General features: G+C 57.9%; 11 protein-coding genes. 7 read left to right on the top strand and 4 right to left on the bottom strand.

What is annotated here, in order from left to right:
• Window positions 1–37: 37 nt before the first annotated feature.
• Genes HU742_RS09125 through HU742_RS09110 form a run of 4 tightly spaced genes read right to left on the bottom strand, consistent with a single transcriptional unit; the run spans window position 38 to window position 3431 of the window.
• Complete coding sequence (locus tag HU742_RS09125) at window positions 38–778, bottom strand: SDR family NAD(P)-dependent oxidoreductase (protein WP_186642275.1); 741 nt, start codon at window positions 776–778, stop codon at window positions 38–40.
• A gap of 43 nt (window positions 779–821) precedes the next feature.
• The gene (locus tag HU742_RS09120; RefSeq protein WP_186642274.1) at window positions 822–1346 is read right to left on the bottom strand and encodes a MaoC family dehydratase; all 525 of its coding nucleotides are present in this window, start codon (window positions 1344–1346) and stop codon (window positions 822–824) included.
• A 10-nt stretch (window positions 1347–1356) separates the two neighbouring features.
• Entirely contained in the window at window positions 1357–2184 is an 828-nt protein-coding gene (locus tag HU742_RS09115) for an HpcH/HpaI aldolase/citrate lyase family protein (protein WP_186642273.1), read from the bottom strand.
• An 8-nt stretch (window positions 2185–2192) separates the two neighbouring features.
• Complete coding sequence (locus tag HU742_RS09110) at window positions 2193–3431, bottom strand: aminotransferase class I/II-fold pyridoxal phosphate-dependent enzyme (protein ID WP_186642272.1); 1239 nt, start codon at window positions 3429–3431, stop codon at window positions 2193–2195.
• 1133 nt (window positions 3432–4564) lie between these two features.
• On the opposite strand from HU742_RS09110, the gene HU742_RS09105 reads away from it, so the two are divergent.
• The 7 genes from HU742_RS09105 (at window position 4565) to nuoH (ending at window position 13235) form a co-directional block, all read left to right on the top strand.
• Entirely contained in the window at window positions 4565–4978 is a 414-nt protein-coding gene (locus tag HU742_RS09105) for an NADH-quinone oxidoreductase subunit A (RefSeq protein ID WP_030141323.1), read from the top strand.
• Between the two features lie 10 nt (window positions 4979–4988).
• Entirely contained in the window at window positions 4989–5663 is a 675-nt protein-coding gene (locus tag HU742_RS09100; RefSeq protein ID WP_186609323.1) for a NuoB/complex I 20 kDa subunit family protein, read from the top strand.
• Between the two features lie 72 nt (window positions 5664–5735).
• Window positions 5736–7520, top strand: coding sequence for an NADH-quinone oxidoreductase subunit C/D (gene nuoC, locus HU742_RS09095; protein WP_186642271.1), 1785 nt, complete (start codon window positions 5736–5738; stop codon window positions 7518–7520).
• Between the two features lie 2 nt (window positions 7521–7522).
• Window positions 7523–8020, top strand: a complete 498-nt coding sequence (gene nuoE / locus HU742_RS09090) for an NADH-quinone oxidoreductase subunit NuoE (protein WP_186637683.1) — start codon at window positions 7523–7525, stop codon at window positions 8018–8020.
• Complete coding sequence (nuoF, locus tag HU742_RS09085; protein WP_186642270.1) at window positions 8017–9375, top strand: NADH-quinone oxidoreductase subunit NuoF; 1359 nt, start codon at window positions 8017–8019, stop codon at window positions 9373–9375. Before nuoE ends, nuoF begins: the two co-directional genes overlap by 4 nt.
• A 141-nt stretch (window positions 9376–9516) precedes the next feature.
• Window positions 9517–12231: an NADH-quinone oxidoreductase subunit NuoG gene (nuoG, locus tag HU742_RS09080; protein WP_186642269.1), complete on the top strand. Its 2715-nt coding sequence runs from the start codon at window positions 9517–9519 to the stop codon at window positions 12229–12231.
• A complete protein-coding gene (gene nuoH, locus HU742_RS09075; RefSeq protein ID WP_186609329.1) occupies window positions 12228–13235 on the top strand; it encodes an NADH-quinone oxidoreductase subunit NuoH in 1008 nt (335 codons plus the stop codon). Before nuoG ends, nuoH begins: the two co-directional genes overlap by 4 nt.
• The last annotated feature ends 4 nt before the right edge of the window (window positions 13236–13239 follow it).

Below are 13239 nucleotides of genomic sequence, written 5' to 3'. Positions count from 1 at the left end.
CGCAATGTTTGAACCGGCTTTCTGTAGCAGCTGACCTTCATGCCTGAGTGCCTCCATCCACAGGCATGGCGATGCCGGTGATGAACGACGCTTCCTGTGAACTCAACCAATAGACCGCGCTGGCGACCTCCTCCGCCTCGCAGATACGATTCAATGGGTGAGAGCTACCAACGTCATCCAGACGTCCTCCCAGGATGTCCTGTGATAAGGGGGTGCGGACAAACGCCGGGCACACTGCGTTAATGCGAATGCCATAAGGCGCATACTCCCTTGCCGCAGCCCTGCTCATCCCCACCAAAGCATGTTTGCTTGCGGAGTAAACCGAACCACCCGTAACACTCGCCCGAAGACCTGCTAGCGAAGCCACATTGACGATACTGCCGGCACCCAAGGCTCGCATTTGGGGTAATACAGCTTTCATGCACAGCCATGGAGCCCTGACATTGGTTGCCATGACATCCTCGAAAACAGCGTCGGAATAGTCTTCAGTCAGCGTGAATGGAGAGCCCTCGATGCCAATACTGTTCACAAGGCAATTCACCGATGAGTGATCAGCTGCCACCCTTCGAAAAAAATCTCCGAGGGCCTGAGGATCGCGCAAATCAACCTCATAGCCGTAAGCTCGACCTCCCGCGTCTAGAATGCGTTCACATAACGCTATGTTCTGCTCCCGGCGTCGCCCACAAACGATGACCTCGTATCCTTCTCTTGCAAAGCGCCATGCGCAGGCTTCACCGATTCCTGAATTTCCACCAGTAATAACAGCAAGCTTGGTCATGACACATTCCTATTTGTTTTTCATCAAATTTTAAAAAAACCACCTACCCGATAGCATAATCTTGCGCAGCATCTTTTTTCGGAACTAGAAATGTGCGTAAGTAGGTAATCACTGGTGTTCCGCATTGCTTACGACCGATAACCTTGATAGTGACAATCCCCTGTCCGGGTCGCGACCGGGACTCGCGCTTGGAAACGATCTCACTCTCCGCATACAGGGTGTCGCCGACATAAACCGGACAAGGCAAACGAATTTCATCCCAACCCAGATTCGCGATCGCTCGGGCGCTCATGGTCGCCACCGTCATACCGCTGACAATTGACAACGTAACCGAACTGTTAACTAGAAGTTTCTGGAATTCAGTTTGTTGCGCATAAGCAAGATCAATATGAGCAGGATGGTTATTCATATTGATTAACGACTGCCATATATTATCGAGCTCTGTCACGGTACGACCGGGCCGATGCTCGAAAACATCACCTATCACAAATTGTTCGAAATACAACCCATGCGATTCGCGGTATCGGTTCTCACCAATCCGGTCGTGAGCCAAAACCATCGGTTCCATAAACTATTCCTTATCGTCTCAACTCGTGAGCCCGCTGAATCACTTTTTTTGCTTGTTTTACAAACGGTGGCCCAACCATAAGATTTTTCAATTTAGTAATCTTTTCGCCGCTGTTCTCCGCTGCCTGCACAACTGCCAGTGCGTGTTCATATTCAGCATTGGACGGGGTAAACATTTCATTAATTAGAGGAATTTGCTTTGGATGTATGGCTGTCTTGCCACTAAAACCCATGTTACGAACATCGCAACATTCTTGCAGGAGGCCTGCCTCGTTATCGAGTTGGAAATAAGCTGTGTCAAATACAGGTATGCCCGCCGCGCTACCAGCGGACACGATACTCGCGCGCGCATGCAGCATATTATTCCAGCCTCCAATCGTGACACCTAGGCTGGCCGCATAGTCCGCCGAACCAAAAATCAGTCCGTCAGCGCTGGAAGCAATGTCATGAATATTACGCAAACATCCCGGCGTCTCGACCGTAACCAATATTTTGGGGCTTTCTTCGCTACGGTTCAAATTGGCCCGAACAACATCTATTTCAGCAGCCGCTTCGGTCATAGCCATAATGATGAATTCCGGGCGATGATTAAGTGACTGCACTAAAAGCAAATCTAGCAATCCCTGATTATCACGCAGCGGATTAATGCGCAGGGCCGTGCGCTGTATAACACTGGAATTATAAAATTGTGCCACACATGATCTGGCTTGGGCTTTTTGCAATGCCGGAACGCCATCCTCTAAATCTATGACCATGACATCAGCCAAGGCACTTTTTACATACTGTTCAGGATGCAAGGCGGAGCAGTACAACAAGCTTCTTGGGACGAGATTAGACATTGCGACCTCTATATATTTGCAAATTTCGGAAGCAGACTGGCTATTTCAATCTCGGCTTTGACTGCGGAGCAAAAACCCAAAATATCGCTCGACGACATATCGGCACGCATCATTACGCGCAAGCCTGATTTATTTCTTGCGACGATAGGGAAAAACACGGCGGATGAATAATATCCCCGCTTGAATACACCCTCGGAAACGCTTATAGCCATATCCGGGCTTTCGAGTGGAATAACCCGAATCGGTAGACGCGACCCGGCATGATCAGTAGCAAACACGCTGTCAAAAAGCCGAATATTGGAGTTGAGCCTATCTTGCAGCGTGGCCAGTTCACCGGTTTTATGGATATCCAGAGAGGCCATTGCCGCGCCCATTGTGGCTGGATTAACATATTGAGAGTAAGACATCGGCCCGCCAAAACGCCTGAAGACCTGATGGTAGTTAGCTTTATTGGACATAAAAATACCGCCACCATTGGCTCCAAAAGCTTTTGCCAAGGAATAGACTAATATCGTTCGCGGATTCAGTTCCGGCGTAAAAGTTCGAACGTAGCCTTCGCCTTTCTCGCCGTAGGCACTCAAGGAATGAGAGTCATCAAAATAAAGAAACAAACCATACTTATCCTGCAACATCAAAAGCTTTTCAACTGGCGCATTCCCTCCCATGCTATAGGCTCCGTCAGCTACGTAAGCCACCAGTGGATATCGCTTGCACATATCCTCGATAAAATCAACGTCATTATGGTTGCACGTCACAACTTGAGTTTCATCACCACAAATAGCTTTGACCTGATTCAAGGCAAAATGGGCATGCTTATCGAAAATCAAAAACGGCCGCTGTCCCTCGGTAAACATACCGGCTGCGAGCAGGGGTAAAGAAGCAACGATACCCGCACTGCAGGACGTCGCCGTGAATGCTGTGCAGTCAAAATGCGCCGACAAGCGGTCTTCCAGCTCGTCGAGCTCCTTCAATCTTATTCTGATGCGAGAGGTGGGTAAATTCACCGTACCGCAGCTCAACACATAATCCGCCGCACGCTGAGCCAGACGCTCGTCGACCTCAAGGCCGAGATATGAGCAAGAACACATATTCATGAAGGAATGACCATTCTGATCTTCCATCCGGCCCCGCTGGACATGCCGAATACTTAAATCAGTCAAACCAGATATCTGTGCAAGAGCCCAAGAAGGGTTGCCAATCTCAACAGAGCGGGCTGTATTTATGTAATTATTTATTTTCTCCGACATACGAGACTTCCTTGCATTTTGAATGGAAAGCCAAACAAGAATACCTTTATACCTTCGAGCATTAGCCTCGCTCAGCCTTCATCCAACAATCAACTCTAATATCCCGCAAAATTACAGCCTAGGAACACTCCGGCATACAAAATTCAATATTCCGTAGGAAATTACTTACAATTATCACCAGCTTGTATTATTCCGCACTGGATGTTTCTAAAAGGCCCTGATCGCAGCATCGAAACCGCACTTTTTTTTGATTTATCTAATCTGCACTCGGGCCAATATTGAAGACACCGCAAGTGCTACCGACCTTGCCTTGAATGGCCCGGCGCCAAGCACTGATCTCAACCGAATGACGGGAAGCACCAGAAACGGGATGACTCCATGCCATACGCCGAGTCTTTACGATTCAAAGGTCCTGCGGCTTTGTGGCTGAGCTATGGTTGCCATAGCCAGCCGGAGACATGGGTCACCGGGGGGACAAGCACAAATAAGGCACTGCAGAGCCAGCCAAAGAAAGCCACCTCGTTTCTCCATGCGGTTTCGCTGAAGCGACCTACGCTATAGAAGCAAGTCCGCACCTGTGGGAGCCTGACTCACCTGCGCCGAACGACAACGCTGCCTGCCTCGGGACCGCATCTGTGACATCGCGAGCGAGCTTGGCTCCCACTGGAGCGGCCCTGCATACGGAGCCGGCAGCCAGAGCGCCACACCACATCTCGTCGATGCGCTCCGACAAAAAATTGATCGAACGCAGTATCGGGCAGTCTGAAAAGGAGTAAAACGGCCGCCGCCAACAGCAGTAGTTGCGACGAGGCAAGGCAGGTTCTCAGTTACAACATCAAGATCCGACGGAAACAGCGTCACAAACAATAACAATTATCATTTGAGAATCATCATCATTGTTACATCCGATAAGAAATTCGATTGAGAATTTAACAGCCAATCCCCGCCCCGCCGGGGCTGCGGGGTCACGGAGGCACGCTATGTCCTTATTCCAATAAATAATTTCGCCATTGGAATTTTACTTGCCCGGTGTTTAGCCATAAAATCACCGCGATTGATTGCTGCGACATATCGTCACTGCGTTATTTCTTTTCAAGCTCAGAGACCTTTGCTCTCTGTTAAGGATTTCCAGCATGCCCGAAGCGACAGGACTCATGGCCCACAACTGGGGCTTTGCCATTTTCCTTCTGGGCGTTGTCGGCCTGTGTGCCTTCATGCTCGGCGTATCGAGCCTGCTCGGGTCAAAAGCCTGGGGCCGCAGCAAGAATGAACCGTTCGAGTCCGGCATGCTGCCTACCGGTGGCGCCCGCTTGCGGCTCTCAGCCAAATTCTATCTGGTCGCGATGCTGTTCGTGATCTTCGATATCGAAGCCCTTTTTCTCTTTGCATGGTCTGTGTCCGTCCGCGAAAGCGGCTGGACCGGATTCGTCGAAGCTCTCGTTTTCATAGCAATTCTGTTGGCAGGTCTTGTCTACCTTTACCGGGTGGGGGCGCTTGATTGGGCTCCGGAAGCTCGGCGTAAGCGGCAGGCGAAGCTGAAACAATGAGGCTTTGGCAATGCAATACAATCTCACCAGGATCGACCCCGATGCTCCTAACGAGCAATATCCGATCGGCAAGCGGGAAACCGTCTCCGATCCGTTAGAAGATCAAGTCCACAAGAACATCTTCATGGGCAAGCTCGAAGACGTGCTGAACAGCACGGTCAACTGGGGTCGCAAGAACTCCCTGTGGCCGTACAACTTCGGCCTTTCGTGCTGCTACGTGGAAATGACCACTGCCTTCACCGCGCCCCACGACATCGCGCGCTTTGGCGCCGAGGTGATCCGGGCATCGCCGCGCCAGGCGGATTTCATGGTTATCGCCGGTACGCCGTTCTTGAAAATGGCCCCTATCATCCAGCGCCTGTACGAACAGATGCTGGAACCCAAGTGGGTCATTTCCATGGGCGCCTGTGCCAACTCCGGCGGCATGTACGACATTTATTCCGTGGTCCAGGGAGTCGATAAATTCCTCCCGGTGGATGTCTATGTGCCCGGCTGCCCGCCCCGCCCCGAAGCGTTCCTGCAAGGCTTGATGCTGCTGCAGGAATCCATCGGCCAGGAGCGTCGCCCACTGTCCTGGGTCGTCGGTGATCAAGGCGTCTATCGCGCCGACATGCCGTCGCAAAAGGAACAGCGCCGCGAACAGCGAATCGCAGTCACAAACCTGCGCAGCCCCGACGAAGTCTGATCCAGCTCTGTTCTGTAGAAGAAACGAGAACCTGGCTTCATTCTTTACGTTGACCGAAAGCGATAAATAACCATGACTACAGGCAGTGCTCTGTACATCCCGCCTTACAAGGCAGACGACCAGGATGTGGTCGTCGAACTGAACAACCGTTTTGGCGCCGAGGCGTTCACCGCCCAGGCTACCCGCACCGGCATGCCGGTGCTTTGGGTTGCCCGCGCCAAACTCATCGAAGTCCTGACATTCCTGCGTAACCTGCCCAAGCCGTACGTCATGCTCTATGACCTGCACGGCGTGGACGAGCGCCTGCGCACCAAGCGCCAAGGGTTGCCCGACGGCGTCGACTTCACCGTGTTCTACCACCTGCTGTCGGTGGAGCGTAATAGTGACGTGATGATCAAGGTCGCCTTGTCCGAGAGCGACCTCAGCGTGCCGACCGTGACCGGCATCTGGCCGAACGCCAACTGGTACGAGCGTGAAGTCTGGGACATGTTCGGCATCGACTTCCCGGGCCACCCGCACCTGACCCGCATCATGATGCCGCCGACCTGGGAAGGTCACCCGTTGCGCAAGGACTTCCCGGCCCGCGCCACCGAGTTCGACCCGTACAGCCTGACCCTGGCCAAGCAACAGCTCGAGGAAGAATCCGCGCGCTTCAAGCCTGAAGACTGGGGCATGAAGCGTTCCGGCGCCAACGAGGACTACATGTTCCTCAACCTGGGTCCGAACCACCCTTCGGCCCACGGTGCGTTCCGCATCATCCTGCAACTGGACGGCGAAGAAATCGTCGATTGCGTCCCGGACATCGGCTATCACCACCGTGGCGCCGAGAAGATGGGCGAGCGCCAGTCCTGGCACAGCTACATCCCGTACACCGACCGCATCGATTACCTCGGCGGCGTGATGAACAACCTGCCGTACGTCCTGTCGGTGGAAAAACTGGCGGGTATCACGGTGCCGGACCGGGTCAACGTGATTCGCATCATGATGGCCGAGTTCTTCCGTATCACCAGCCACCTGCTATTCCTGGGTACCTATATCCAGGACGTGGGCGCCATGACGCCGGTGTTCTTCACCTTCACCGACCGCCAGAAAGCCTACACCGTGATCGAAGCCATCACCGGTTTCCGCCTGCACCCGGCCTGGTACCGCATCGGCGGTGTTGCCCACGACCTGCCGCGCGGTTGGGAAAAGCTGGTCAAGGACTTCGTCGAGTGGATGCCCAAGCGCCTGGACGAATACACCAAGGCTGCGTTGCAGAACAGCATCCTCAAGGGCCGTACCGTCGGCGTTGCCGCCTACAACACCAAGGAAGCGCTGGAATGGGGCGTCACCGGCCCGAACCTGCGCTCCACCGGCCTGGATTTCGACCTGCGCAAGGCGCGCCCCTACTCCGGCTACGAGAACTTCGAGTTCGAAGTGCCGCTGGCGGCCAATGGCGATGCCTATGACCGCTGCATGGTTCGCGTCGAGGAAATGCGCCAGAGCATCAAGATCATCGACCAGTGCATGCGCAACATGCCGGAAGGCCCGTACAAGGCGGACCACCCGCTGACCACGCCGCCGCCAAAAGAGCGCACGCTGCAACACATCGAGACCTTGATCACGCACTTCCTGCAGGTTTCGTGGGGCCCGGTCATGCCGGCCAACGAATCCTTCCAGATGATCGAAGCGACCAAGGGCATCAACAGTTATTACCTGACGAGCGACGGCGGCACCATGAGCTACCGCACCCGGATTCGCACCCCAAGCTACCCTCACCTGCAGCAGATCCCTTCGGTGATCAAAGGCAGCATGGTCGCGGACTTGATTGCGTACCTGGGTAGTATCGATTTCGTTATGGCCGACGTGGACCGCTAAGCATGAACAGCACGCTTATCCAGACTGACCGTTTCGCCCTGAGCGAAACCGAGCGCTCGGCCATCGAGCACGAGCTGCATCACTACGAAGACCCGCGCGCGGCGTCGATTGAAGCCCTGAAGATCGTCCAGAAGGAACGTGGCTGGGTGCCTGATGGCGCGCTCTACGCCATCGGCGAAATCCTCGGCATCCCGGCCAGCGACGTTGAAGGCGTGGCTACTTTCTATAGCCAGATTTTCCGCCAGCCAGTAGGCCGCCACATCATTCGCGTCTGCGACAGCATGGTCTGCTACATCGGCGGCCATGAGTCGGTAGTCGACGAGATCCAGAGCAAGCTGGGCATCGGCCTGGGCCAGACCACCGCCGACGGCCGCTTCACGCTGCTGCCGGTGTGCTGCCTGGGCAACTGTGACAAGGCACCCGCGCTGATGATCGACGACGACACCTTTGGTGACGTTAAGCCTGACGGCGTCGCCAAACTGCTGGAGGGCTACGTATGACCCTGACTTCCTTCGGGCCCGCCAACCGCATCCAGCGTTCGGCCGAAACCCATCCCCTGACCTGGCGTCTACGTGACGACGGCGAAGCGGTGTGGCTGGACGAATACCAGGCGAAGAATGGCTACGCCGCCGCGCGCAAAGCGTTTGCCGACATGGCCGCCGACGACATCGTCCAGACCGTGAAAGACGCCGGCCTCAAGGGCCGCGGCGGTGCGGGCTTCCCCACTGGGGTGAAGTGGGGCCTGATGCCCAAGGACGAGTCCATCAACATCCGCTACCTGCTTTGCAACGCGGACGAGATGGAACCCAACACCTGGAAAGACCGCATGCTGATGGAGCAACTGCCCCATCTGCTGATCGAAGGCATGCTGATCAGCGCCCGTGCGCTGAAGACCTACCGTGGCTATATCTTCCTGCGCGGCGAATACACCACCGCCGCCAAGCACCTGAACCGTGCCGTGGAAGAAGCCAAGGCCGCGGGCCTGTTGGGCAAGAACATCCTGGGCAGCGGCTTCGACTTCGAGCTGTTCGTCCACACCGGTGCCGGGCGCTACATCTGCGGTGAAGAAACCGCGTTGATCAACTCCCTGGAAGGCCGCCGCGCCAATCCTCGCTCCAAGCCGCCCTTCCCCGCCGCCGTCGGCGTGTGGGGCAAGCCAACCTGCGTGAACAACGTCGAGACCCTGTGCAACGTGCCGGCAATCATTGCCGACGGCGTGGACTGGTACAAATCCCTGGCCCGCGACGGCAGTGAAGACATGGGCACCAAGCTCATGGGCTTCTCCGGCAAGGTCAAGAACCCTGGCCTGTGGGAATTGCCATTCGGCGTCACCGGTCGCGAGTTGTTCGAGGACTACGCCGGCGGCATGCGCGACGGCTACAAGCTCAAGTGCTGGCAGCCTGGCGGCGCCGGCACCGGCTTCCTGTTGCCGGAGCACCTGGACGCCCAAATGTACGCCGGCGGCATCGCCAAGGTCGGTACCCGGATGGGTACTGGCCTGGCCATGGCGGTGGACGACAGCGTCAACATGGTCTCGCTGCTGCGCAACATGGAGCAGTTTTTCTCCCGTGAATCCTGCGGTTTCTGCACCCCTTGCCGCGACGGCCTGCCGTGGAGCGTCAAGCTGCTGATGGCCATCGAGAACGGCGAAGGCCAGCCCGGCGACATCGAGACCCTGCTGGGTCTGGTGGGTTTCCTCGGCCCAGGCAAGACCTTCTGTGCTCACGCACCGGGTGCCGTGGAGCCGTTGGGCAGCGCAATCAAATACTTCCGCCCTGAATTCGAGGCCGGCATCGCGCCCACCCGCGCGGGCGATCTCAACCAGGTGGTCACGCCGACCATGGTCGGCGCGTAACGACGCTTTAAAAGGCGCAGGGTCCGTGCCCTGCGCCTTTCGTCCGATGACGCCTTTTACCCAGGCTGTTTGGATTCGGACGAATAACAAGATTCCATTAGCCACGCCCGCTGACACCGGGCCAACGAAGAACTTTGAACCATGGCCACTATCCACGTAGACGGCAAAGAGCTCGAAGTCGATGGCGCAGACAACCTGTTACAGGCGTGTCTGTCGCTGGGCCTCGACATTCCTTATTTCTGCTGGCACCCCGCCCTTGGCAGCGTTGGCGCTTGTCGCCAGTGCGCGGTCAAGCAGTACACCGACGAAAACGACAAGCGTGGTCGGATCGTCATGTCCTGCATGACCCCTGCCACCGACGGCAGCTGGATCTCCATCGACGACGAAGAAGCGAAAGTGTTTCGCGCCAGCGTCGTCGAATGGCTGATGACCAACCACCCTCACGACTGCCCGGTCTGTGAAGAAGGCGGTCATTGCCACCTGCAAGACATGACCGTGATGACCGGCCACAACGAGCGCCGTTACCGCTTCACCAAGCGCACGCACCAGAACCAGGACCTCGGCCCGTTCATTTCCCACGAAATGAACCGCTGCATCGCCTGCTACCGTTGCGTGCGTTTCTACAAGGACTACGCCGGCGGCACCGACCTGGGCGTGTTCGGCGCCCACGACAACGTGTATTTCGGTCGCGTTGAAGACGGCACCCTGGAAAGCGAGTTCTCCGGCAACCTCACCGAGGTCTGCCCGACCGGTGTGTTCACCGACAAGACGCACTCCGAGCGCTACAACCGCAAGTGGGACATGCAGTTCTCGCCGAGCATCTGCCATGGCTGCTCCAGCGGTTGCAACATCAGCCCCGGCGAACGCTACGGCGAACTGCGTCGCATCGAAAACCGCTACAACGGCTCGGTGAACCAGTATTTCCTGTGCGACCGTGGCCGTTTCGGCTACGGCTATGTCAATCGCAAGGATCGCCCACGCCAGCCGCTGCTCGCGGGCGGCGCCAAGCTGAGCCTGGACGAAGCCCTCGACAAGGCCGCCGAACTGCTGCGCGGTCGCAACATCGTCGGCATCGGTTCGCCTCGCGCCAGCCTGGAAAGCAACTACGCCCTGCGTGAGCTGGTTGGCGCCGAGCACTTCTACAGCGGCATCGAAGCCGGCGAGCTGGAACGTATTCGCCTGGTGCTGCAAGTGCTCAAGGACAGCCCGCTGCCCGTGCCGACGATGCGCGACATAGAAGACCACGACGCGGTGTTCGTCCTTGGCGAAGACCTGACCCAGACCGCCGCCCGCATGGCCCTGGCCCTGCGTCAGTCGGTCAAGGGCAAGGCCGAGGACATGGCCGACGCGATGCGCGTCCAGCCATGGCTCGACGCCGCCGTGAAGAACATCGGCCAGGATGCGCTGAACCCGCTGTTCATCGCCAGCCTCGCTGAAACCAAGCTCGACGACGTGGCCGAAGAATGCGTCCACGCCGCCCCGGACGACCTGGCGCGCATCGGTTTCGCCGTGGCCCACGCCCTGGACGCCAGCGCCCCGGCCGTAGAAGGCCTGGACAGCGAAGCAGTCGCCCTCGCCCAACGCATTGCCGACGCCCTGCTGGCGGCCAAGCGCCCACTGATCATCGCCGGCACCTCCCTGGGTTCCAAAGCGCTGATCGAAGCCGCGGCCAACATCGCCAAGGCCCTGAAGCTGCGTGAGAAGAACGGCTCCATCAGCCTGATCGTGCCGGAAGCCAACAGCCTTGGCCTGGCGATGCTCGGTGGCGAATCGGTTGACGCCGCGCTGCAAGCCGTGATCGACGGCAACGCCGACGCCATTGTGGTGCTGGAGAACGACCTGTTCACCCGCACTGACACGGCCAAGGTCGATGCCGCGTTGAACGCCGCCAAGGTCGTGATCGTCGCTGACCATCAGAAGACTGCCACCACCGACCGCGCCGACCTCGTGCTGCCGGCGGCGAGCTTCGCCGAAGGCGACGGTACGCTGGTCAGCCAGGAAGGTCGCGCCCAGCGCTTCTTCCAGGTGTTCGACCCGACTTACCTGGACGCCAGCATCCTGATCCACGAAGGCTGGCGCTGGCTGCACGCCCTGCGCGCCACCCTGCTGAACCAGCCGATCGACTGGACGCAACTGGACCACGTCACCGCCGCTGTTGCCTCGAGCAGCCCGCAGCTGAACCGCATCGTCGACGCCGCGCCGTCCGCCGCGTTCCGCATCAAGGGGTTGAAACTGGCCCGTGAACCGCTGCGCTACTCGGGCCGCACCGCGATGCGCGCCAATATCAGCGTTCACGAACCGCGTACTTCCCAAGACAAGGACACCGCGTTCGCCTTCTCCATGGAAGGTTACTCGGGCTCCGCCGAACCGCGCTCGCAAGTGCCGTTCGCCTGGTCGCCGGGCTGGAACTCGCCGCAAGCCTGGAACAAGTTCCAGGACGAAGTCGGTGGTCACCTGCGCGCCGGTGATCCGGGCACCCGCCTGATCGAAACCCAGGGCGATGGCCTCGGCTGGTTCGCCAGCGTGCCGCGCGCCTTCAACCCGGCACCTGGTACTTGGCAGGTCGTGCCGTTCCATCATCTGTTCGGCAGCGAAGAAAACTCTTCCAAGGCCGAGCCGGTCAAGGAACGCATCCCGGCGGCCTACGTGTCGTTGGCCAAGTCCGAAGCCGATCGCCTGGGCGTCAATGACGGCGCCCTGCTGAGCCTGAACGTGGCCGGCCAGACCCTGCGTTTGCCGCTGCGCATCAATGAAGAACTGGGCGCCGGCCTGGTGGCACTGCCGGCCGGCCTGGCGGGTATTCCACCGGCGATTTTCGGTAAAACCGTCGACGGTCTGCAGGAGGCAGCGCAATGAGCTGGTTCACCCCTGAAGTGATCGCGGTGATCCTGACGGTCCTCAAGGCCATCGTGATCCTGCTGGCCGTGGTGGTCTGCGGCGCGTTGCTGAGCTTCGTCGAACGTCGCCTGCTGGGCTGGTGGCAGGACCGCTACGGTCCTAACCGCGTCGGCCCGTTCGGCATGTTCCAGATCGCCGCCGACATGATCAAGATGTTCTTCAAGGAAGACTGGACCCCGCCGTTTGCCGACAAGGTGATCTTCACCCTGGCACCGGTCGTGGCCATGAGCGCCTTGCTGATCGCTTTCGCGGTCATCCCGATCACCCCGACCTGGGGCGTGGCGGACCTGAACATCGGCCTGCTGTTCTTCTTCGCCATGGCTGGCCTGTCGGTGTATGCGGTGTTGTTCGCCGGTTGGTCGAGCAACAACAAGTTCGCCCTGCTCGGCAGCCTGCGGGCCTCGGCCCAGACCGTGTCCTATGAAGTGTTCATGGGCCTGTCGCTGATGGGCATCGTGATCCAGGCCGGCTCGTTCAACATGCGCGACATTGTCGAGTACCAGGCCCAGAACCTGTGGTTCATCATTCCGCAGTTCTTCGGTTTCTGTACCTTCTTCATCGCTGGCGTGGCCGTGACTCACCGTCACCCCTTCGACCAGCCGGAAGCGGAACAGGAACTGGCCGACGGTTACCACATTGAATATGCCGGCATGAAATGGGGCATGTTCTTCGTCGGTGAGTACATCGGCATCATCCTGATCTCGGCGCTGCTGGTGACGCTGTTCTTCGGTGGCTGGCACGGTCCGTTCGGCATCCTGCCGCAACTGTCCTTCGTCTGGTTCGCCTTGAAAACTGCGTTCTTCATCATGTTGTTCGTCCTGCTGCGCGCCTCGATCCCGCGTCCGCGCTACGACCAGGTGATGGATTTCAGCTGGAAGTTCTGCCTGCCGCTGACCCTGATCAACATGCTGGTGACCGCTGCGATCGTTTTGATGAACGCGCCTGCGGCCGCGGTTCAGTGAGGAT

Source organism: Pseudomonas marvdashtae (assembly GCF_014268655.2).
GTDB classification, from domain to species: domain Bacteria; phylum Pseudomonadota; class Gammaproteobacteria; order Pseudomonadales; family Pseudomonadaceae; genus Aquipseudomonas; species Aquipseudomonas marvdashtae.
Note: the sequence above shows the minus strand (reverse complement) of the source record. Positions and strands in the feature narration are given on the sequence as shown.